Origin of the sequence: Paraburkholderia sp. SIMBA_054, assembly GCF_046534875.1 — a bacterium.
Classification (GTDB): Bacteria; Pseudomonadota; Gammaproteobacteria; order Burkholderiales; family Burkholderiaceae; genus Paraburkholderia; species Paraburkholderia hospita.
Map to the genome: position 1 here is coordinate 1 of NZ_JAWRXV010000053.1, position 22,883 is coordinate 22,883.

The 22,883-nt window shown below is 63.5% G+C and carries 18 protein-coding genes and 1 pseudogene; 12 read left to right on the plus strand and 7 right to left on the minus strand.

The window, feature by feature from the left end; translation table 11 throughout:
* Positions 1–74: 74 nt before the first annotated feature.
* From SB822_RS41335 to SB822_RS41345, 3 genes are all read right to left on the minus strand, one after another.
* Entirely contained in the window at positions 75–446 is a 372-nt protein-coding gene (locus tag SB822_RS41335; protein ID WP_410857418.1) for a recombinase family protein, read from the minus strand.
* A 270-nt stretch (positions 447–716) separates the two neighbouring features.
* On the minus strand, positions 717–1,169 hold the full coding sequence (locus SB822_RS41340) for a helix-turn-helix domain-containing protein (RefSeq protein WP_410857419.1): 453 nt from the start codon (positions 1,167–1,169) through the stop codon (positions 717–719).
* Between the two features lie 188 nt (positions 1,170–1,357).
* Positions 1,358–1,612, minus strand: a complete 255-nt coding sequence (locus SB822_RS41345) for a DUF5372 family protein (protein ID WP_100215965.1) — start codon at positions 1,610–1,612, stop codon at positions 1,358–1,360.
* A gap of 59 nt (positions 1,613–1,671) precedes the next feature.
* Here SB822_RS41345 and SB822_RS41350 point away from each other — a divergent pair.
* From SB822_RS41350 to SB822_RS41360, 3 genes and pseudogenes are all read left to right on the plus strand, one after another.
* A pseudogene (locus tag SB822_RS41350) lies at positions 1,672–2,451 on the plus strand (Mu transposase domain-containing protein); the annotation flags it as partial.
* Positions 2,452–2,463: 12 nt separating this feature from the next.
* The gene (gene istB / locus SB822_RS41355) at positions 2,464–3,231 is read left to right on the plus strand and encodes an IS21-like element helper ATPase IstB (protein WP_035927402.1); all 768 of its coding nucleotides are present in this window, start codon (positions 2,464–2,466) and stop codon (positions 3,229–3,231) included.
* 343 nt (positions 3,232–3,574) lie between these two features.
* Positions 3,575–4,726: a porin gene (locus SB822_RS41360; RefSeq protein ID WP_410857420.1), complete on the plus strand. Its 1,152-nt coding sequence runs from the start codon at positions 3,575–3,577 to the stop codon at positions 4,724–4,726.
* Between the two features lie 84 nt (positions 4,727–4,810).
* Here the strand turns inward: SB822_RS41360 and SB822_RS41365 are convergent, their stop codons facing one another.
* Positions 4,811–5,428, minus strand: coding sequence for an NUDIX domain-containing protein (locus SB822_RS41365; protein WP_410857421.1), 618 nt, complete (start codon positions 5,426–5,428; stop codon positions 4,811–4,813).
* Between the two features lie 100 nt (positions 5,429–5,528).
* Between SB822_RS41365 and SB822_RS41370 the strand changes: the two genes are divergently transcribed.
* Positions 5,529–6,284, plus strand: a complete 756-nt coding sequence (locus SB822_RS41370; RefSeq protein ID WP_079488931.1) for a DeoR/GlpR family DNA-binding transcription regulator — start codon at positions 5,529–5,531, stop codon at positions 6,282–6,284.
* Between the two features lie 12 nt (positions 6,285–6,296).
* On the opposite strand, the gene SB822_RS41375 is transcribed toward SB822_RS41370, so the two are convergent.
* Positions 6,297–6,704, minus strand: a complete 408-nt coding sequence (locus SB822_RS41375; protein ID WP_007579128.1) for a hypothetical protein — start codon at positions 6,702–6,704, stop codon at positions 6,297–6,299.
* Between the two features lie 430 nt (positions 6,705–7,134).
* On the opposite strand from SB822_RS41375, the gene SB822_RS41380 reads away from it, so the two are divergent.
* On the plus strand, positions 7,135–8,085 hold the full coding sequence (locus SB822_RS41380; protein WP_410857422.1) for a peptidoglycan DD-metalloendopeptidase family protein: 951 nt from the start codon (positions 7,135–7,137) through the stop codon (positions 8,083–8,085).
* Between the two features lie 28 nt (positions 8,086–8,113).
* On the opposite strand, the gene SB822_RS41385 is transcribed toward SB822_RS41380, so the two are convergent.
* Together SB822_RS41385 and SB822_RS41390 are read right to left on the minus strand one after the other, a co-directional pair.
* Positions 8,114–8,932 (minus strand): alpha/beta fold hydrolase, encoded by an 819-nt coding sequence (locus tag SB822_RS41385; protein ID WP_007579126.1) that lies wholly within the window; start codon positions 8,930–8,932, stop codon positions 8,114–8,116.
* 263 nt (positions 8,933–9,195) lie between these two features.
* The gene (locus SB822_RS41390; RefSeq protein ID WP_407671839.1) at positions 9,196–9,600 is read right to left on the minus strand and encodes a hypothetical protein; all 405 of its coding nucleotides are present in this window, start codon (positions 9,598–9,600) and stop codon (positions 9,196–9,198) included.
* A gap of 332 nt (positions 9,601–9,932) precedes the next feature.
* Between SB822_RS41390 and bcsD the strand changes: the two genes are divergently transcribed.
* From bcsD to SB822_RS41425, 7 genes are all read left to right on the plus strand, one after another.
* Positions 9,933–10,397: a cellulose biosynthesis protein BcsD gene (gene bcsD / locus SB822_RS41395; RefSeq protein ID WP_007732934.1), complete on the plus strand. Its 465-nt coding sequence runs from the start codon at positions 9,933–9,935 to the stop codon at positions 10,395–10,397.
* 104 nt (positions 10,398–10,501) lie between these two features.
* Entirely contained in the window at positions 10,502–11,353 is an 852-nt protein-coding gene (gene bcsP / locus SB822_RS41400) for a cellulose biosynthesis protein BcsP (RefSeq protein WP_410857423.1), read from the plus strand.
* Positions 11,350–12,138 (plus strand): cellulose biosynthesis protein BcsQ, encoded by a 789-nt coding sequence (gene bcsQ, locus SB822_RS41405; protein WP_079488923.1) that lies wholly within the window; start codon positions 11,350–11,352, stop codon positions 12,136–12,138. Before bcsP ends, bcsQ begins: the two co-directional genes overlap by 4 nt.
* A complete protein-coding gene (gene bcsA / locus SB822_RS41410) occupies positions 12,135–14,366 on the plus strand; it encodes a UDP-forming cellulose synthase catalytic subunit (protein ID WP_410857424.1) in 2,232 nt (743 codons plus the stop codon). Before bcsQ ends, bcsA begins: the two co-directional genes overlap by 4 nt.
* Before the next feature lie 3 nt (positions 14,367–14,369).
* The gene (gene bcsB / locus SB822_RS41415; RefSeq protein ID WP_410857425.1) at positions 14,370–16,934 is read left to right on the plus strand and encodes a cellulose biosynthesis cyclic di-GMP-binding regulatory protein BcsB; all 2,565 of its coding nucleotides are present in this window, start codon (positions 14,370–14,372) and stop codon (positions 16,932–16,934) included.
* Position 16,935: 1 nt separating this feature from the next.
* Entirely contained in the window at positions 16,936–18,156 is a 1,221-nt protein-coding gene (gene bcsZ / locus SB822_RS41420) for a cellulose synthase complex periplasmic endoglucanase BcsZ (RefSeq protein ID WP_007579119.1), read from the plus strand.
* Positions 18,129–22,838, plus strand: coding sequence for a cellulose synthase subunit BcsC-related outer membrane protein (locus SB822_RS41425; RefSeq protein WP_410857426.1), 4,710 nt, complete (start codon positions 18,129–18,131; stop codon positions 22,836–22,838). The genes bcsZ and SB822_RS41425 overlap by 28 nt, the downstream gene beginning before the upstream one ends.
* Positions 22,839–22,883: the final 45 nt, after the last annotated feature.

Consider the following 22,883-nt stretch of genomic DNA (forward strand, 5'->3'; position numbering starts at 1 on the left):
GAAGTCGTTGCTTCCAGATCCAATGTACAGTGGTGCGTTAGAGCCTCGTACTCCACATTACGGACTGCTCGACATTAGTCCAGAATCAAAGTTTGCGTGAGCGATGCAAGTTCGATCAGGCGATGCCAGTCTGCATTATTGCGCGCAAGGCGCGACACTTCCAATCCGAGCACGATGCCGGCATGACCATTCGCGACCTCGGCGACCAGGTGCTGAAAGCCATCTCGCTCCTGGGCGCTGGAGCCGGACATGCCAAGATCGTTATCGACGACGTGAATACGTTCAATCGGCCATCCGAGCGAAACGGCGCGATCGCGCAGCGCATATTGCCGCTTCGTACTCTCGGTGTTCTCGAACACCTGCCGAAGCGACGACTGTCGAACGTAGAGGAACGCATCACGCCGCAGATGTTCAGCGGTGACCTTCTGAGCGGAGTTAGTAGACATGGGCAAGCTCCTCGTGGGTGCGCAGTACGAGGTTGGCGAGCACGCGAACAAGCGCGCCGTTATCCCGCACTGAGTTGGAAGCAGGCACGGTTGGAGTGGGAGCCTCAATGCGCGAAGCGTCCGGGCGTTGGATCGCCAGCCCGTGCAACAGGCCATGAAAGCGTATGGCCGCGTGGCCTTCTGAGTTAAGACCTGTGCCGAGCAGGTCGGCCCGTAGCGCTTCGTAGCGAGCAAGCGCTGACGATGGCGGACGGGATTGGGGTGAATCGTCTATGGTTTTTTTTTGCGTGCTAAAGCACGTTCGATACTGCGTGGGTGGATCGAAAGCTCCAGCCAGGTTTCGATCTCGTGCGCAAGCGCGCGAGCGCGAATGCTGCCGTCTTGCTGTAGACGCTCCTCGATGAACGCCATGACCACCGAGTTGAGTTTGTGCGCGCCTTTGGGCCCACGCTGTTTCGGAAGCAACCCTGGCAGCCCCTCGCTCGCAAAGGCGCTCTCCGCTTGATAGAAGGTCGGCCTGGACATTCCGAACAGGGCGGCCGCCTCGGCCTTGGAAGCGCCATCGACCCGAACATGACGCAACATCTCGTACTTGACCTGAACAAGATCGTCGGGATCGAAGAAATCGCCCGATCGAAACCATGGCGCCAGTATTCGGTCGGGATGAGGATTGAGAGCACCAAGTTCGCGTAGTCGATCGCGCTTTGACGGTGGCTTGGTCATTACATGATCTCTCGTTGAGGCAACGATAAATAAAATACGCCTCTGTATTCGATGCGTCAAGTATCTCTGTGACCTGGTCTATTCTAGAAATGGCGTTCAATAGCGCACGAAAACTAAAATTGCCTTGATAGAGTAGAGCTAGGATCATCTCTACAGCGGCATATTTATCTTTACGCCGACGGCGAAATTTATTTGACATCGTGCGCTCCCAACAAATCGTCGACAAGCGCACGCAATCGAAGCAGATCGTCAGTTCTAAACCAGGAATGACCACCGGAGGCCTGCGCGAACAGATCTGGCTCTGGGACATCGGTCCAGGATGCCAGCACCGAGCGCAGACGCTTGTGTGCGTCGAAATACATCACGCGATCTTCACCCCAGTTCTGCTTGCGACTCACCAGGACAAAGCGATTTCCACGTGCTGGGTGGAATGGGTGGGTAATCTCGAAGGACGCGCCTTTGACTAGGCGACGTTCCTCATGACAGGCAGTTGCTGACTTGCGAGAAACCGAAGGTAGAGGTTGCGGTCCAGGTCGTCGAGCGCTGGATCATGGCGCGCCTGCGTCATCACCGGTTTGAGTCGGTCCACTCGGTCAATGAGGCGATCCGCCCGCTGCTCAAGAACCTGAATGAGAGGCCGTTCCAGAAGCTGCCGGGATGTCGCGCCAGCGCATTCGCCCAGCTGGACGCGCCGGCACTGCAGCCGCTGCCGGCACAGCCCTATGAGCTCGCGCGCTTCAAGACAGTGACGGTTCACATCGACTATCACGTCGAGATCAACAAACACCGCTACAGCGTGCCGCACGCGCTGGTCGGTCTCAAGCTCGATGCACGCATCACGGCGGGCGCTGTCGAACTGCTGCATCGAGGTCGCCGTGTCGCCAGCCACGCACGCAACGACCGCGCAGGCGGCTACACCACCGTCGTCGAGCACATGCCGGCGGCGCACCGCGCTCATCTGGAATGGACGCCGCAGCGGCTGATTCATTGGGGACAGCAGATCGGCGCGGCAACCGGCGCGCTTGTTACCCGGCTGCTGCAGGAGCAACGCCATCCGGAACACGGCTATCGGGCGTGCCTCGGATTGCTCTCGCTCTCACGTCGCTATGGCCGCGAACGTCTCGAAGCCGCCTGTGCGCTAGCACTGGAGCTGGGCGTGCACCGTTACCGCCACGTGCGCGACATCCTGATCAACAACCGCGACCGCGCTGGAGTGGCAACGCCTGCCGACTGGATCAGCCCGAGCCACGCGCATGTACGCGGTCCCGGCTACTACCAATAAAGAAGACCCACCATGATGATGCAACAGACACTGACGCAACTGCGCACCCTGAAGCTGGACGGTTTCGCTGACGGCCTGGAAGAACAATTGACGCAGCCCGGTGCGGCCAGCCTGAGCTTCGAGGAACGCCTGTCACTGCTGGTCGACCGGGAAGCCAGCTGGCGTGATGATCGCCGTCGTACCCGACTGCTCAAGCAGGCGCGCCTCAAGTATCCGCAAGCCGCCATTGAAGATCTCGACACGCGCGCTGGCCGTGGCGTCGATCCGCGCTCACTCACGAGTCTCGCGCTCGGTGACTGGGTCGAAGCCGGCTACAGCCTGCTCATCAGCGGTCCAACCGGCGCTGGGAAATCGTGGCTCGCTTGCGCCCTGGCCCAATACGCTTGCCGGCGCGGGCATTCGGCCTTGTATCTGCGCGTGCCGCGACTTGGCGAGGAGCTTCGCGTTCTGCACGGCAATGGTGGCTTCACAAAATGGCTGCTGCAGGTCGCCCGCGTTGACGTGCTCCTGCTGGACGATTGGGGAATGGCTCCCCTCGACGCGATGGTCCGAAACGATCTGCTCGAGATGATCGATGACCGCTCAGCGGGAAAGGCGACCATCATCACAAGCCAGTTACCGATTGAGCACTGGCATGGATGGATCGGCGACGAGACCATCGCCGACGCAATGCTCGACCGTCTCATGCAGCGTCATCACCGGATCACGCTCACCGGTGAATCCCTCAGAAAGGCATCCCCAAAACCCAGCGTCCTGGAGCCCGAACTCGACCAGAACTAACAAGAAAATCTACAATCAACACCGCGCAACGCCCAACCCCGCCGAATCGGTCACGTTCCCGAAATCGGCGGTCACGTTCGCCGAAATACGCACAGACCAATTCAATCCTACGAATTGATGCACCATTCGTGGGCATTTCACAACGATTTTCAACACTGTCCTGACTTCAACTAGACGACGCGATTGCGCTCGGGCAGCATCACGTCCGTTGCACGCACCCCTAACCGGAAGTGCGTGCAAACAAAACGGCAAAAAGCTGAACAAATAGTAAGCATGCCGAACGAAAAATGTTAAACCCAGAACACACGCCACCAACATATCTACCAAAATCGGAGATCGTCCAATGAAGAAACAGGTCATCGCGCTGGCCGCTACAGCCGCCTTCACCGCTCCCGTTTTCGCGCAAAGCAGCGTCACGCTGTATGGCGTGATCGACGAAGGCGTCAACTATACGAATAGCGTCAACGGCCACAGCGTCGTCGAATTGCAAAGCGGCTATGCGCAAGGTAGCCGTTGGGGCCTGAAAGGCGCGGAAGATCTGGGCGGCGGCAACAAGGCGATCTTTCAACTCGAAAACGGCTTCGACCTGAATAGTGGCCGTCTGGGGCAGGGCGGCCGCATGTTCGGCCGTCAGGCGTACGTCGGTGTGTCGAATGACAGGTTCGGTACGGTCACGTTGGGCCGCCAATACGATTCCGTCGTCGACTATCTCGCGCAAACGACGTCTAACGGTAACTGGTCTGGCTATCTGTTCTCGCACCCGTTCGATAACGACAACACGGACAACTCGTTCCGCGTCAACAACACGGTCAAGTACGCGAGCCCGGACATCGCCGGCTTCCAGTTCGGCGGCACGTATAGCTTCAGCAACGACGTGAATTTCGCCAACGACCGTCAGTACAGCTTCGGCGCGCAATACGCGACGGGCGGCCTGTTGCTTGCCGCTGCTTACCTGCAGGCGAACAACACGGGCGCAACGTCAAGCGGCGCGATTGCGACCAACGACGCCAGCTTCTTCGCCCAACGCATGCGTGTATTCGGCGCGGGCATCAACTACACATTCGGCTCGGCGACGGTCGGCTTCGCCTACTCGAACTCGGACTACCACAACCCGACGGGCAACGGATATCTCGGCACGCCGGGCGCGATCGTCGCGGCAGGCTCGACGCTCAATCGCCTGAGGTTCCAGAACTTCGAACTGAATGCGAAGTACCAGGTGACGCCCGCGTTCTATGTCGGCGGCGAATACGTGTACACGCTGGAGAACTACGATTCATCGACGGGCAGCGCCAAGCCGAAGGTCCATACGGTCGGCCTGATGGCGGACTACAACATCTCGAAGCGCACGGACTTCTACGTGCAGGGCGTGTACCAGAAGGTCGCGGGCGACAAGACGAATTCGATCATGGACAACGCGTTTATTCTCGGCACGCAGGCTCCGTCGTCGACGTCGAACCAGCTCGCGTTCCGTGCAGCGATTCGCCACAAGTTCTGATCGTGCCATGTAGCAAGTGACATTCGTGTCGTGAGATTTCCACGCATTTCCCGTCGCGCTTCATTTGAAGCCCGACGGGTTTTTTTATTCGCGCGTTTCGTTCGCCGCTGCGCATTCATTCACAAACAGATGAAGCGCCGCGTACTGCAGCAACATGATGGTCTTGCCGTCCATGATCTCGCCGCACATGACCATCGCTAGTGCATCGTCGAAGGGCAGTTCGAGTACTTCGATATCTTCGCCTTCATCGGCGATTCCGCCGCCACGGCTGATGCGCGTATCGGCATCGTATTCGGCGACAAAGAAGTAGAGCTTCTCGGTCACCGAGCCCGGACTCATGAACGCTTCGAACACCTTGCGCACGCATTCCACGCGATAGCCGGTTTCCTCTTCGACTTCAGCGCGAATCCTTTCCTCCGGCGATGCCTCTTCGAGCAAACCGGCGGGCGTTTCGATCAACATCCCTTCGTGTCCATTGACGAACGCAGGCAAGCGGAACTGCCGCGTCAGCACGACGGTCCGTCGCCGCGGATCGTAAAGCAGCAACGTCGCGCCGTTGCCGCGATCGTAGGTCTCGCGGCTCTGTCGCTGCCAACTGCCGTCGGCGCGCCGATAGTCAAAGGTGTTCTTCTTCAGCACGTACCAGTCGTCGGACAGCACCTGCACATCGACGATACGCACGCGGTCAGCCGTCTTGCCCATGAATCCTCCTTGTCTCGAACGGAATCATGGTATCGTGCAGATTCGTGCAGAATCAAGAAAATTCGTGCAAACTTGAAAAACGGCACCATCAGACAAATCGATGCTGACTTCCCAACGTAAGAATCTGATTCTCGATGCGCTCCAGCGCGACGGCCAGGTGCTCGCCAAACCGCTGAGCGAGGCATTCGGCGTTTCGGAAGACACGGTGCGCCGCGATCTGCGGGAACTGGCCGCAGAGGGCAAACTGCAGCGCGTCCACGGCGGCGCATTGCCTTCGTCGCCGGCGGTGGCGAATTTCGCGGGGCGTCAGGCCATCGGCTCGGAAGCGAAGGCGGCGATTGGCCGGGCCGCCGCGCGGATGATTGCGCCAGGCCAGATCGCCTTTATCGACGGCGGTACGACTGCCATTCAGCTGGCGCGCCATCTCCCCGCCGACCTGCGCGCGACGATCGTGACGCACAGTCCGAGCGTCGCCGTCGAACTCGCGGCGCACGAGGCGCTGGAGATCGTGATCATCGGCGGGCGGCTGTTCCGTCATTCGATGGTGACGGTGGGCGCGGCCGCGATCGAAGCGCTCGGCCATATCCGCGCCGATCTGTACTTTATGGGCGTGACGGGCGTTCATCCCGAGGCGGGGTTGAGCACCGGTGATCTCGAAGAGGCTTACGTGAAACGCGCGCTGGTCGCGCGCGCGGCCGAGACGATCGTGCTCGCGTCGTCGGAAAAGTTGAATGCCGCGTCGGCGTACATGATTGCGGGCATCGACGCGGCGAGCACGATCATCGTCGAGAAGGGCGCACCCGGGTCGACCACGGCGCCATTCGAAGCGCTCGGCGTGACGATCGTGCGCGCGTGAATCGAGCAGGCTTCACTTCTGCTCGAGAAAGCGCTTCAGTTCAGCGAGATCGCGTTCGACCCACTGCGCATCCGCGGCGAATTGCGCGTCGCTCATGCCTGCTGTTCGGAACAGCGTGAACAGCACTTCGCTTCCCTCGCGGTTCGCGACGACGCGCATCGGTATATAGATCTCATCTCCCTGTCCGGTGCTCACATAGTGATCAAGCACGCCATACGCATTGCGCGGCGTGAAGCGCACGTCGACGGGCTTGCCATCGGCGCTTTCGAAAGTCCATTGTGTGCCTTCGCCGCGCAACGGCTTGCCGAGCCCCGACGCCCACTGCGCGAAGGACAGCGGATGCTCCATGAACGCGTACACCTCGCGCCAGTCGCGCGCGATCGCCACGCTGATCGTTTTCGATTCGCTAATGTCGGCCATTGACGTCTCCAGGTTGATTGCCGCCCCGGGCATTTCTCAAGTTTCGCGCGCGCCGTGCCGATATGAGATTGAGCGGCTTTATGACGCATGGTTTAAAAGGCAGTCGATAGGCTACCGATCTACCTGCCAACCACCGAAAATTACCGCGATTAAACATTTTGTATCAGAGTGTTCGCGCGCCGCGTTTTCCGGCGCCTGCACTTTACAATGCGGCTTTGATTTAGAAGGCTATTCCGACCCCTTTAGCGGAAGATCGCATCAGATATGACGCGGCTCCGAGCGAGATGACGGATTGGCCCCGGCAACGCGCCGGACGGTTGAGGCCGCAACGAGGCGGCATGCTGCGCGCCTCCCGCGGGTGTCTTTCGACATCCGCTGATTGGGCGAGCCGCACGCATCCGGTCTTTGAACGAATCATGCGGGAGAGCATATGTCGAAGAATGGATTCGACAGGACCTGGGCCAGTTTCGCGAGCTTCACGCTCGCCTTGATGTTGGGCGCCTGCGCGCATGTCGGCGAGCAGGACGCGAACAAGAACGACGCGGCATCGGCCGCGCAAACGGCAGCCGATCCGGCGCCCGCAGCGCCTGCGCCCCAGATGGTCGCGCAGCCGGTTCCGCCCGTCGTCTATAAGGTGCGTCGCGGCGATTCGCTGGCGCGCATCGCGCGCAGCCATAACGTCACGGTCAAGCAAGTCCTCGCGTGGAATCATCTGAAGACGTCCTCGCGCTTGCATATCGGGCAGGCGCTGAAGGTATCGTCGCCAGATGCGGTGAAGATGGTCGCCGCTCCAGCGGCTCCGGCGCAGGCCGCGACGCCGCCGAACGCAAATGGCGCCGCAGCGGCTGTGAGCGGCACGTCGGGCGCATCGAGTAGCACGGCAAGCGGTGCTGCCAGCAACACGACCGGCACTTCGAACGCGACGGCATCAGCGCCCGCAACAGGCGCCCCCGCGCCGAGCGCCGCCGACGCCCGCGAAGTGAATGCCGAACTGGCGCGCCACGCGAAGGGCGTGTCGCTGATCTGGCCGGCGCAAGGCAATGTCGTCGAAGGCTTTCAGGCTGGCGAGACGCGCGGCATCGAAATCGGCGGCAAGCCGGGCGACCCGATCCGCGCGGCCGCCGACGGCAAGGTCATGTACGCCGGCACGGGGCTGAACGAGTACGGCAGTCTGATCATCGTCCAGCACAACAAGGATTTCCTGACGGCCTACGCGCATAACCGCAAGCTGCTCGTGAAGACGGGCGATATCGTGCGCAGGGGTCAGCAGATCGCCGAGATGGGCAGCGAGAACAACTCGCGCGTGTCCGTGCTGTTCGAACTGCGCCGCGACGGCAAACCGATCGATCCGATGCCGTTCCTGCCGCATCAGCGCGGATAAGGCTCGCGTCGGCTTAACCGGCTGACGCTCAGTCTACCCACCGCAACACCGCGGCGACGATCGCTTCCGGCGCGTCTTCCTGCATCAGATGCCCGGCATTCTGCACCGGCTGAAAACGCGCGTCCGGAATCACGCTGGCAAGATACCGCCCGCGTTCGATGGGAATCCACTGATCGTCTTCGCCCCACAGAATCTGCGTGCGGCAGCGTATCTGCGGATAGCGCGCTTCGACCTCGTCGGTGTAGCGCTGGTCCATCTGCGCGATCTGTCGATAGAACGCCGGTTGTCCAACATCGCCGAGCCACGGCGTGACATAGGGCGCAAGCTCGTCGTCGGTGATGGTCCTTGCGACCGCGCCGCGAATGTACGCGTTGACCACGGCTTCATGGATATATGCGGGCAGCCCCGCAAAAGCCGCGGCATGCTCGCGCACATGACGCACGAACGGCGAGCCCCACGGCGCGACCGCGACAGGATCGATCAGCGTAAGGCTTCTGTAGTCGCGACCGTCGATCAGATGCGCGCGCAATGCCGTCGCACCGCCAAAGTCATGCGCAACGACATCGGGCGCATCGAGTCCCCAATGTTCGAGCAGCGCAGCAAGCAAGCCGTTCTGCACGCCGAGCGACACATCCTCGCCTTCGCGCTTCTCCGATTGTCCATAGCCGAGCAGGTCATACACATGAACCTTGCGGTCATGTGCGAGATGCGGCGCGATCCGGTGCCATACCCATGATGAAAATGGCGTGCCGTGTATCAGCACGATGGGCGGCCCATTGCCGAAGACCCGATAACGAACGGTTTGATCGCGATACGTGAACTGCTGATCGAGCGTCCAGTGTGTCATGCGTGTTCAACTCCGTTCGACATTCGTGCGAGTGTGGTTCGTTTTTGAGTCGATAACGCCAGGCGTGCGCTGCAGCGCAATGTGCGCTCCTGCAGATGCTCACCTTTGCGAATCCGCAATCTGCCGGAAGTCATTCAGGCGTACTGCATTCCGCGTTTCATCGCACTTGAAGCGGACTATCCAAAGGTGAGGCAATGCAGGAGCCCATGCCAGTTTCCGTTTCTCATACATCGACTCAAATGCGAAACAAACGAGTCGATTAATCAACTCGCCTCAAGCGATTTCAATATCGGCGCGATTTGTCCGTGCGCATGCAGTATGTCAGGACTGTTCTGCAATATTTGCCGATAACGCGGCAGGAAAATATTGCCTGGTAAATCTTCCGAAAAAAGACCGACAACAGATTCAACGGCGCCAAAACGATCGGCGCTGGTTGCTTCATCGTCATCGAGAATCTCGTCGACATTCGCGATCATCACCGACAACGGATTGAGCCAGCGAAAGCCCGATCCATTGATCAGCACCTGCAGGAACGCGGCAGGCGTGACAGGGCCAAACTCCTTCTCATACAAGGCGCGCTCGTGATCGAGTATCGCCTTGTGCAGCACGAGTAGCGGCTTGCGAATCTCGCCAAGAAACTGAATGGCGCGCTCGTCGTTGATCTTCATCGTTTGACTCCAGGAGCAGTAATGCATTGAAAGATACGTGAAGCTGGCTTGCATGTAAGAGATGGAAGAAAATGCGCATTTCGAATGAAACATTTCAATGAACTGCCCAGAGCCGAAGCGAAAGAGCAAGCGCAAAATAATCGTTTCGTCGTCTGCCTTCCACATCAGAAACCATGCCGGTTGCTTTTTTATAGGTAACTGAACGATGCTATGCTGGCGACGCCCATTATGACGATTCGCTGAACATAGCAATCTGTCTGCGTGACGATGTCCGATACTGGAAGCAGTGCCTTCCGGGCAAACCCTACGCACCTGTCATCAACCTCTCGGACATGCAAGACGAACACACGGCAACCTTGCTCGACTATTACACGCGACATCAGACTTCCGTGCAATGGCGCGGCTTTCTGACCGCACTCGCCGAAGAGTTCGAGACGCAGATTGATACGTCACAGTTGCGCATGCTGATGTCGCGCATTGGCGCGCGCTTTGCTGCAAAGCACCCGGCGGGCGAGTGCACGACGCTGGACGACCTCGCCGCGTTTCTCAACAGCATTTGGTCCGGGCTCGACTGGGGTTTCGTTCGCCTTGCCGAACGGGACGACTATCTGTCCATCGAGCATTGCTGCGCGCCGCTTGCCGCGTTCGGCGAACGGGCCGCACCGTGGGCTTCCGCTTTTCTCGAAGGCGCGTATCAGCACTGGCTGCACGAACTGGGCGCGGGCTCGCTGGCACTACAGGAATATCAAAGCGCCAACGCACACACATACGAATTCAGACTGTTGAAGGCGCCCTGACTAAACTTGACCCCAACGACGAAGTTAACCAGATAGTGAAACAGTGGGCGGACAGCTAACGCTGTCGCAGTACAGGGATGCGCAGGACAAGTAGAGGAAACATCATGAGCGTTTCAGACGACGTCGGTAATCTGTTCCGGCGCTTCGGTGGCGACGCCGGGCAGTATCAGGAGGTGACGCGTGACGACGACGCGAAGCATGCCGCGCTGCGCTGGCCATTGCTGAACGCGCTCGACATCGCGCACGTCGGCCCCGTGCCGGACGCGGGCCGTCCCGCGTCGCCGGCAGCGCGCGTCGAGCCGGCAGCTCAGGCGTCGCCCGCACCTGCGGCGCAACCGGCAGACACGGTCGCCACGCCCGCCGGATCCGAATCCACTGGACCGGCGCGCCCGCCGCTTTTCGCGCGCGGTCATCGCCACGCGTCGATGCCGCCGCCCGTCGCTCCCGCGCAAATGGGCGCGAATCGCTTCAGCGCGCCGCCCAACGTCGCGGCTGCTGCGGATCGCACCAATGCCGCAGCCAACGCGCCGAGCATGTCGGCCGCGCCCGCTGCTCAAACACCCGCGTCCGTCCCGCCTGCATCGACAGTTGCCGCAGCGCCTTCAACGCCCCCGGCATCGCCGGCGTCGCGCGATGCCGCGCCGCAGCGCGAAGTACAAGCCGCCCAGGCCGCCCCTTTTTTTGCACAAAGCCAAACGTTTGCTCGTGCCCCATTTGAGAATCCCGCCGTGGAAGCCGCGCGCGCCAGGCCATCGGCGACCATGCAGCAGCAGGGCGGGTCGATCCTCTCGGGGCTGTTCGGCGGCACGAATGTGTCCCAGCCGGAGGCACCCGCCAACACGCCGTCGAAAGATCTGTCATCGCTGTTCGCCCGCCTGTCGCATGGATCGGCGGCGCCTGGCCGTTCACTGCGCGACACCTTCAGATCGCGCTTCAAGGTGGATGGTGACGCATGAGAGTCGTCTCGGTTGTTTCGGCTAAAGGCGGGGTCGGCAAGACGACGCTCGCCGCGAATCTCGCCTCGGTGCTGGGCTCGAACGGACGCCGCGTGATCGCCGTCGACTTCGATCCGCAAAACGCGCTGCGTCTGCACTTCGGCATTCCCATCGACAGCTACGACGGCGTCGCCCGCGCGACGCTCGCGGGCGCATCGTGGCGCACGGTGATGTTCGACGGCATCGACAGCATTACGGCGCTGCCGCATGGCGCACTGAACGAAGACGACAGGCGCGTGTTCGAAGCGCAGCTCGACGCCGATCCGTATCTGATCCGCGAATCGCTCGAAGCGCTCGCGCTCGATGCCGACGACATCGTGCTGATCGACACGCCACCGGGCGCGACTGCCTACACGCGCGCCGCGCTGGTCGCGGCGGACTTCGTGCTGAACGTCGTGATCGCGGATGCCGCGTCGTATGCGGCGATTCCGCAGATGGAGCGGCTGATCCAGACTTACGCATTGCCGCGTCAGGACTTCATCGGCTACGGCTACGTGATCAACCAGGTCGACCAGAGCCGCAGCCTCACGAAAGACGTCGTCAAGGTGTTGCGCGATGCGCTCGACGACCATCTGTTCCCCGGCGTGATCCATCTCGACCAGGGCGTGAGCGAATCGCTTGCATACGACACGACCGTGATCCACTACGATCCGCACAGCCAGGCGGCCGCCGATCTGCGCGCATGCGGCGACTGGCTGGGCACGCGCCTGAACGGTCAGGCCCGGCTGCCGAGGAACGTCGCATGAGCACCGCACCCGAAGACATTCTCGACGCCGCCGACAACGCGGCGCCGCGCCGCTCGCGTTTCGATCGCCTCGCGTCGCATCTGATCGACGGACGCATTCTGGGCAGCAAGCCCGTCACGATCCTGCTCGTACTGTTCGCGCTGGCGGCGCTGTTCTTCGTGTTCACGGTGCCGCTCGCGTTCGGCGAGCAGCTCACCTTCGCGGTCTGCTGCTTCGTCTGCGCGCTGCTGTTTCGCCGCGCGCAAGGGCACTATGCGACGCTCGTGATGATCATGCTGTCGGTGATCGCGACGGGCCGCTATATGTACTGGCGTTTGACGGAGACGACATACTGGGAACGGCCGCTCGACGCCGTATGGGGTCTGCTGCTGGTGTCGGCGGAAGTGTATGCGGCGCTCGTGCTGATGCTCGGCTACTTCCAGACCGCGTGGCCGCTCAGGCGCAAGCCGATGCCGCTGCCTTTGGACCGCAGCGCCTGGCCGACCGTCGATATTTTCATTCCCACTTATAACGAGCCGCTGTCGGTGGTGAAGCCGACCATCTACGCGGCGATCGCGCTGGATTATCCGAAGGACAAGCTGTCCATTCACGTGCTCGACGATGGCCGCCGCCCCGAGTTCAAGGCCTTCTGCGAGGAAGTGGGCGTCGCGTGGACGATCCGCTCGCACAACCGACACGCGAAGGCGGGCAACATCAACGAGGCACTGAAGATCACCGACGGCGAATACTTCGCGATCTTCGACTGCGATCACATTCCGACGCGCTCGTTCCTGCAAGTGGGCTTAGGCTGGTTCCTGCGCGACAAGAAACTGTCGATGCTGCAGACGCCGCACCATTTCTTCTCCGCCGATCCGTTCGAGAAAAACCTCGGCACGTTCCGTAAGGTGCCGAACGAAGGCGAGTTGTTCTACGGTCTCGTGCAGGACGGCAACGACCTGTGGAACGCGACGTTCTTCTGCGGCTCATGCGCGCTCTTGCGCCGCACGATGGTCGAGGAGATCGGCGGCATCGCCGTCGAGACCGTGACGGAAGACGCGCATACAGCGCTCAAGCTGCACCGCCGCGGCTACACGACCGCGTATCTGTCGATACCGCAGGCAGCGGGTCTGGCGACGGAAAGCCTCGGCGGCCACATCGGCCAGCGCATCCGATGGGCGCGCGGCATGACGCAGATTTTCCGCATCGACAATCCGCTCACGGGGCGCGGCCTGTCGTTCGGCCAGCGGCTGTGCTATCTGAACGCGATGATGCACTTCTTCTACGGCATCCCGCGTCTCGTGTTCCTCACCGCGCCGCTATCGTTTTTGTTCTTCAACGCGCACATCATCCAGGCGGCGGCGGGCACGATCGCGATCTTCGCGCTGCCGCACATGTTCCACGCGAACATCACGAACTCGCGGATGCAGCAGAAGTTCCGCCATTCGTTCTGGTCCGAAGTCTATGAGTCGGTGCTCGCGTCGTACATCACAGCGCCGACGCTGCTAGCGCTGATCAACCCGAAGCTCGGCAAGTTCAACGTGACGGCGAAGGGCGGGCGCATCGACGAGCAATACTTCGACTGGGGCATTTCGCGCCCTTACCTGATTCTGCTGGCGCTGAACCTGCTCGGATTTATCGTCGGCTGCGTGCATATCGCGCTGAATTCCAGTTCGCACAGCGAAGTGCAGACCACCGTGCTGAACCTCGCGTGGACGGGCTACAACATGCTGATCCTCGGCGCGAGCGTCGCGGCGGCGCGCGAGCAGCGCCAGGTGCGCTCGACGCATCGCGTGGCGATGCGCATTCCGGCATCGCTGCGCTTCTCGACGGGCCGCACGCTCGTGTGCGAAACAGTCGATTACGCGGAAGGCGGCGTCGCGCTGCAACTGCCTGCCGCCATCCAGGTACCGCTGCATGAAAGCGTGGTCGTGTCGCTGTTTCGCGGCCACGAAGAGTTCGTGTTTCCCGCCGACGTCACGTACTCGGTGCCGGGCCGCGTCGGCCTGAAGTTCGCGCCGATGACGCGCGAGCAGGAACTCGACTTCGTGCAAAGCACATTCGCCCGCGCCGACGCATGGACCGGCTGGGCGGAAGGGCGCGAAGTCGACACGCCGCTCAGGAGCCTGTCGCATGTGATGCGCGTTGGACTGGGCGGCATCGGCGGGCTGTTCGAACATCTGTACGCCGACCTGCGCACATGGAGCGGTAGACGCAAGACCGCAGCAAACGACACGAAGAATGGAAAATAACGTATGGGGATCTTGCGATACGACGCCGCTCGTTCAGCGACGAAGCGGGCGGGTTTGCGTCGAACCGTGCGTTCGCTGACGCGCAACGGCTTGCGCTTGCCGCTGCGCGCGACGCTGGCCGCGTTGCTGTTTGCGATGACGCTGCCGACCGTGCAGGCCGCATCCGATGCCGCGCCTTCCACCTCACCGGGCGCGATTCCCGCCACGCGCGCCGAACTCGCGGCGAAGCCGGGAACGACGCCCGGCACGACGCCGCTCGTGCCGTCCGCGCCCGCTAACAACGGCTTGCCGCCGCTGCCGTCCGCGAAGCCCGTCGATCCGCGCGCGGGGCAGCAGCCCGCGTTCGCCGAGCCGGCGCCGCAACCCTTTGCCGTCGTGCGCGGCGGCCGCGACACGATGCCGACCACGGCCGACAACGGCACAGCCGTGTCGGGCGGACGCCGTCAGACCTTCACGTTCGCGCAGCTGGGCGCGCTCGATCCGCTGCAACTGCGCGGCGTCGACGGCCAGAACGGCGTGCCGTTCTCGGTGCGCGCCGATGAAGTCGTGACGGGCGCGAACCTGCATCTGATCTATAGCTACTCGCCGTCGCTGCTGTCGAACCTGTCGCACCTGAAAGTGCTCGTGAACGGCGAAGTCGCGGCGACGCTGCCGTTGCCGCGCGAGCAGGCGGGCACGCTGCTCGCGCGCGATATTCCGCTCGAGCCGCGCCTGATCACCGAGTTCAATCACCTGAACGTCCAGCTGATCGGCCATTACACGCAGGGCTGTGAAGACCCGGCGAGCAGCGCGCTATGGGCGACCGTTAGCAACGCGAGCACGCTCGATCTGACGTTCGCGTCGCTTACAGCCAAGCCTGATCTCGGCGCGCTGCCGCTGCCGTTCTTCGACCGGCGCGACATCCGCCGCCTCGAACTGCCGTTCGTGTTCGCCGCCAAGCCTTCGCCGCAAGCGCTCGAAGCGGCGGGCGCGGTCGCGTCGTGGTTCGGCTCGCTGGCCGGCTATCGGGGCGCGCTGTTTCCCGCGCAACTCGACAATGCGCCGCTGTCGGGCAATGCCGTCGTGTTCGCGACCAACGACGAACGGCCTGCGGGCGTCACGCTGCCCGCCATCAACGGGCCAATGCTCGCGGTCGTGGATCGCGAAGCGCCCGCGCACGGCAAGCTGCTGCTCGTGCTGGGCCGCGACGCGCGCGAGCTGAAGATTGCGGCGAACGCGCTGTCGCTCGGCGAGGCGGCACTGTCGGGTACCGTGCAGACCATCACGCACGTCGACGCCCCGCGCGCGCGTCAGCCGTATGACGCGCCAGGCTGGCTGCCGACCGATCGCCCGGTGCGCTTCGGCGAACTGGCCGTGCCGAAGGATCTGTCCGTGCGAGGCTATAACGGCGACGTCGTGCGCGTGGATCTGCGCGTCGCGCCCGATCTGTTCACGTGGCGCACCAAGGGCGTACCCATCGACCTGCGCTACCGATTCACCGTGCGCCCCGCGCCGGACCGTTCGACGCTCAACATCAGCGTCAACAACAACTTCGTGCAGGCGCTGCGGATTCCCGCGCAGTCGTCGTCGATGCTCGATCTCGGCCGCTATCTGAACCGGATGCTGCCCGACCACACGGCGCCCGCGTCGAAAGAGATCTACATTCCGCCGCATCTGCTCGCGTCGCAGGCGCAGTTGCGCTTCCACTTCTATTACGACATGCCGAAGACGGGCGAATGCCAGGGGCAGGTGCTCGACAACGTGCGCGGCGAGATCGATCCCGATTCGACCATCGATCTGTCATCGTTCCCGCACTACATGGCGCTGCCCGATCTGGCCGCGTTCGCAAACAGCGGCTGGCCGTTCACGAAGCTCGCCGACCTGTCGCAGACGGCCGTGATCCTGCCCGTGAACGCGAACCCGAGCGACTACAGCCTGTATCTGACGGTGATGGGACGCATGGGCGCGTCGACGGCGTATCCCGTCACAGCCGTGACCGTCGCGACGGCTGCCGACGTGGAGCGTCTCGCCGACAAGGACCTGCTCCTGATCGGCGCGCCCGGCCAGCAGCCGTTGCTGACGACATGGGAAAAGGACATGCCGTTCTCCGCCGCCGACGACTCGCGCCGCATGCAGTTCTCGAACGTGTCGTTCCGCATCGCCAACTGGTGGCACGGCGATCGCGGCGGCGTGCGTACGGCGGGGCGCGCGGACTTGTCGCTGGTGAATTCGTCGGGCGACGCGATCATCACCGGCTTCCAGTCGCCGCTCGAAAAAGGCCGTAGCGTAGTCGCGCTGATCTCGGCGCCCGGGCAGTCGGACACTGATCTGACCAACGCGATGCTCGACGCCGATCTCGTCCAGTCGATCCAGGGCGGTTTGACCGTGGTGCGCGGCAGAACGCTCGAAGTGGTGTCGAACGGCGACGTGTATTACGTCGGCCACCTGTCGCCCGTCGAGTACATGCGTTGGGCGTTGTCCGTGCATCCGCTGCTGTTGCTGCTCGCCGGGCTGATCGCGGCGCTGATCATCGCGGCTGTGTTCTACCGGCTGTTGCGCGCGGTCGCTGCGCGCCGGCTGAAGGATTGACATGCAGGCGTCGTTTCTCTCACGCCCATGGCACGCCGCGCTCGCGTGCGCGGTTGTCATGGTTGGCATGACGGGCCACGTGCAAGCCGCGACGTGCGACGACTGGTCCGCATATCGCGCGTTCGTGTCGCGCTTCGTGCAGCAGGACGGACGCGTTGTCGATTTCTCGACGCCCACGCAGCAGACCACGTCGGAAGGCCAGTCCTACGGCATGTTCTTCGCGCTCGTCGCGAACGACCGCGCGACCTTCGAGCGCGTGTTGCGCTGGACGCGCGCGAATCTGTCGGCGGGACGTTTCGACGGCGACGACGTGAAGCTGCCTTCGTGGCAGTGGGGCAAGAAGCCGGATGGCGCGTATGGCGTGCTCGACCCGAACTCGGCGGCGGACTCGGACCTGTGGATTGCCTACGATCTGTTCGAGGCGGGCCGTCTGTGGCATGAGCCGGCGTACACGAAGCTCGCGTATGCGCTCGTCACGCAAATCGAGAAGCAGGAAGTCGCCGATCTGCGCGGCCTCGGTCCGATGCTGCTGCCCGGTCCGCAAGGCTTCCGCAACGGCGGCACGACGCGCCTGAATCCGAGCTATCTGCCGTTGCCGCTACTGCGCGCGCTCGCCGCGCAGTCGCCGAACGGGCCGTGGGCGCGCGTCGCGGACAATGCGTTCAAGCTCGTCAAGACGACTGCGCCGCTGGGCTTCGCGCCGGACTGGGCCGCTTATCGTGACGGGCAGCGCGATGGCCAATTCATCGTCGATCCGCAAAAGGGCGACGTGGGCAGCTACGACGCGATTCGCGTCTATCTGTGGGCAGGCCTGACTGCGCCCGCCGATCCACTCGCGAAGCCGTGGCTCGCCGCATTGCACGGCATGCGCGACCGGATCGCGCAAACGGGCGTGCCGCCCGAGAAGGTCGCGACGACCACGGGCAACGCGAGCGGCGAAGGCCCGATCGGTTTCTGGGGCGCGCTGCTGCCGTATTTCCGCGCGCTCGGCGACACGCGCGCGGCGGGGCTCGCGCAAACGCATCTGGCCTCGCTCGCCACACCGACACCCGCGCCCGCGCCAGGCGCAGGCCAGGCCACTCAAAACCAGCCTGTCTATTACGACGAGGTGTTGATGCTCTTCGGTACAGGGTCCGCAGACGGCCGCTACCGCTTCGATGAAAACGGCCGTCTCGTGCCGCGTTGGGAGAACTCATGCCAATCCGCCAACGCGCGCTCGTGATCGGCGTCGCACTCACGCTCGGCGCGGGCGCGGCGGCGTCGGCATTCGCGCAGGCGCAGCCGAACGACCCGATGAGCGTCCTGATCGATCAGGGCAAGTACTGGCAGTCCCACAAGCGCGGCGATCTCGCCGAGCAGGCATGGCTGAAGGTGTTGCGCATCGATCCGAAGCAGCCCGACGCGCTGTACGGCATGGGCATCGTGATGGCCGACCGCAAGGACGGCGCGGGTGCGCAGCAGTATCTCGCGCGCTTGCGCCAGGCCGCGCCGAACTATCCGAACATCGACGAACTCGCGCGGCGTCTCGGTCAGTCGAGCCCGACCGATCAGGCCGTCAACGACGCGCGGCGTCTCGCGCAGGCCGGGCAGCAGGCGTCGGCGGCGCAGGCTTACCGGCAGGCGCTCGGCTCGAAGCCGACCAATCCGCAGCTCGCGCTGGAGTACTACCAGACGCTCGGTTCGTCGCCGCAAGGCTGGGAAGAGGCACGTCGCGGGCTGGAGCAGCTGGCGCGCGAGCATCCCGACGATCCGCGCTTCGCGCTCGCCTATGCGCAGCATCTAACGTATCGCGAAGCGAATCGGCGCGAGGGCATCGAGCAGCTTGCGCAGTTGTCGAAGGATTCCGTGGTCGGCGCGCAGGCGAAGGCGGCCTGGCGCCAGGCGCTGTTGTGGCTTGGCGTGCGCGCATCCGATGCACCGCTCTTTCAGGCGTATCTGTCTGCCGTCCCCGATGATGCCGCCGTCAAGGCACGCGCCGACTCGATTGCGGAACAAGACCGGCGCGCAAGCGAGCGCGCGCAACAGAACGCGGGCGCCGACTCGCGCGGCCGCACGATCGCTGAAGGCTTCGCAGCGCTGGATCGCGGCGATCTCGTGACGGCGAAGGTGCGATTCACGTCGGTGCTCGCCAGTGCGCCGAACGACGGCGACGCGCTCGGCGGCATGGGCGTCGCGCAGCTCAAGCAGGAGCAGTTTGCGCAGGCGCGCGATTATCTGCTGCGCGCATCGCAGGCGGGCGGCGCGGCGCGCTGGCGCGAGGCGCTCAATAGCGCGACCTACTGGATGTACACGAGCGAGGGTCTCGGCGAGCAGAGCAACGGTAATCTCGCGCAAGCGAAGGCGTCGTTCGAGAAAGCGATTGCCGTGAGTCCCGGCGACGTCACGGCGCAAACCGCGCTCGGCGATCTGCTGATGCAAAGCGGCGACCCGCGCGGCGCGGAAGCGGCGTTCCGGATGGCGTTGCGCCGCCAGGCGGACAATCCCGATGCGATACGTGGCCTCGTCGGCGCGCTCGCCGCGCAGGGACGCGGCGACGAAGCGCTCAGCTTCGCGAACCAGTTGACGGACGAGCAGCGCAAGAAAGTGGGCGGCGCGGACCGTCTGCGCGGCGAGGCGCAAGCGGCGCAGGCCCGTGCCGCCGAAGCGCGCGGCGATCTGGGCAATGCGCGTAGCCTGTTCGAAGACGCGCTGCTGAGCAATCCCGACGATCCGTGGTTGCGGCTCGACCTCGCGCGCATCTACGCGAAGCAGGGCGCGTATGCCAATGCGAAGAGCATCATGGATGGCCTGATCGCGCTGCATCCGGACATGCCCGACGCGTTCTATGCGAGCGCGCTGCTCGCGGCGGACATGCAGGACTGGCGCTACGGTCTGTCGCAACTCGAACACATCCCGCTCAACAAACGCACCGATGCGATGGCGGTGCTTCAGCATCGGCTGTGGGTTCATCAGCAGTGCGACGAAGCGGTAGCGCTCGCGAAGAGCGGGCGCGTCGCGCAGGCGCGCGGATTGCTGCAGAACGCGGAACCCGTGGCGGGCACGAATGCCGAGCTGATCGGCGCGATCGCGTCGGCCTATGTGAACACGGGCGACACGCCGCGCGCGCTGATGATGGTGCGCAGCGCCGTCGCGCGTGCGCCGAACGATCCGGGGCTGCTGCTCACCGACGCGGGCATTCTGCTGAACGCGGGCCAGGGCATCGAACTGGGCGAGGTGATGCGGCGGCTCGCATCGATGCAGCTGACGGGCCAGCAACGCAGCGACTTCGAGAAGATCAACGTGGCGATCGTCGTGCGCCGCACGGATGCGCTGCGTCAGGCGAACGACCTGGCGAGCGCGTTCGACGTGCTGTCGCCGTGGCTTGCCGCGCGGCCGAACGATCCCGATATTCTCGCGGCGCTCGCGCGTCTGTACACCGCGAACAACGACAACGCGAATGCGCTCGCGACGTATCGTCTCGCGCTCGCGCAGAATCCGACCGACATGGGCCTGCTGCTCAATGCGGCAGGCGCGGCGACGCAGATCCGCAAGTTCGACTTCGCCGAATCGACGTTGAAACAGGCGTTGCGCATCGCGCCGAACAATCCGGATGCGCTCGCCGCGATGGGCCGCATGTACCGTGCGCAGGGCAGGAACAGTCTGGCCGCACAGTATTTCCAGCGTGCGCTGATTGCGCAGAACGCGCCGCTTGCGCGCCCCGGCGCGACGGCGGCGGGCGCCAATGGTCAGTCCGTGCCGAGCGGCTGGGATGTGCCGTTGCGCCCGAGAGGGCCGATTCCGTTGCCTGGCACGAATCCTTTTGCGAACCCGGCGTCGGCGGATGCGTCGAACAGTGTGCCGTTCCCCACGCAGAATACCGGTCTCACGACCCAACCGCCTCCGATGCCAGCCATGCCTGTCTATATTCCGCCGACGCAGCCGGTCAGCGCGCCTTATGCGCCGTACGTCGCGCCGCAGCCGCAGCCGGCCTCGCAGATCAACTCGCTGGAAACGCTCGCGCCGCAAGCCGCAGTGACGGGCAACGGAACGCCGGACGAAGACGGCTACGGCCCCGATCAATACGGTTCGTCGCAATCGGGCGGCGGGCTCGCGCCGGGCCAGGCGTATCCGGCGCAAGGCTATGCACAGCAGGGCACGTATGCGCCGCCGGCGCAAACGTACCAGCAGCCTTATCCGCAGCAATATCAGCAACCGGTGTACGCGCAACCGGCTGACATCAGCACACCGTGGCCGATGTCGCCTCAGTCGCAGGCCGCCGCGCAGGCGCAGGCGACACAGGGAATGAACGCGCAGCCGGCGTCGAAGAAGCGGACGACGAAGAGCGCGCGTACGACGAACAACAATGCGGCGTATGCGCAGCAGCAGGGCGGCTATCCGCCGGGCGGCGCACCGCAACAGGGTTACGCGCAACCTTATCCGCAGCAGCAGGCTTATCCGCAGCAACCTTATCCACAACAGCCGTATCCACAGCAGCGCACGTACGCGCAACAGCCGTATCCGCAGCAGCAGGCGTATCAGCAGCCTTACCAGCCGCAACCGCCGCAGCAGGCGTATGCGCAGCAGGGCTACACGAACCAGGGCTACGGACTCGTGCCGTACGTTCCGCAACCGCCCGCGCCTTATCCAACACGCAACACGCAGATGCAGGACGAGCAGAACCGGCAATATCCGAAGCCGGCGCAGCCGCAGCCGCTGACCGTCGAGGAAGAACTCGCGCAGATCAACCGCGAGCAGACCAGCACGGTGAGTGGCGGCATCCAGTTCCGCAATCGCGACGGCGAAAACGGCCTGTCGAATCTGACCGATATCGAAGCGCCGCTGCAAGGCCGCATCCGCGCGGGCGACGGCCACGTGACCATCGAGGTCACGCCCGTCAGCCTCGATGCGGGCACGCCGAGCAACAGCGTGAACACGCTGTCGCGTTTCGGTTCGTCCCAGGCTTTCGGCACCAGCACGGTGCTGCCCGGTTCGCAGACGGCGAGTGGCGTCGGCGCGGATGTCGGCTATGAGTGGCGCGGACTGAAGGCGGATATCGGAGCGACCCCGTGGGGTTTCCGCGAGCAGAACATCGTGGGTGGACTGCAGTATCGCGGCAACATCACCGACAAGGTGTCGTATAAATTGACGGGCGCGCGCCGCGCGGTCACCGACAGTCTCGTGTCCTACGCGGGCGCGCACGATACGGCGATGGACCTCGAATGGGGTGGCGTGACGTCGAACGGGTTGCGTGGCGACGTCGGCTGGGACGATGGCACGAATGGCCTTTACGCGAATGCGTCGTGGGACTATCTGGCGGGCCGTAACGTCGCGTCGAACAATGCCGTGAAAGGCGGTGGCGGCGTCTATACGCGGCTCGTGAAAGACGCGAACCAGACGCTGACCGTCGGCGTCAATGCGACGCTGATGCACTATGACAAGAACCTCTCGTACTTCACGTTCGGCCAGGGCGGGTATTTCAGCCCGCAGCAATATGCGATTCTGAATCTGCCGATCGAGTACACCGGTCGCAACGGTCCATTCACCTACGATCTGAAAGCGTCGATCGGCGTGCAGCACTATCGTCAGGATGCGTCCGACTACTTCCCGACGAACAGCACCTATCAGAGCGCGGCAGCCAACGCCGCCCGGGTGGCGAACGCGGCAGCGGGCTCGACGGTTGTCGATCCGGACGCCGTCTATCCTGGCCAGAGCAAGACGGGCGTGTCGTACTCGATCGATGCGGTTGGCGAATATCAGCTCGCGCCGCAACTCGCCGTGGGCGCGGCGGCGTCGTTCGGCAACGCTTACCAGTACCGCGAGTTCGTCGCGGCCGTCTACGTGCGATACGCATTCACGAAACAGACGGGCCTGAGCATGTTCCCGCCGTCTCCCGTCCGGTCGTCGTACCTTCCTGTGAACGACTGAGCGCGTTCTCTGAAGAAGCAACGCGGTGACCGCGTTGCTTCCTTC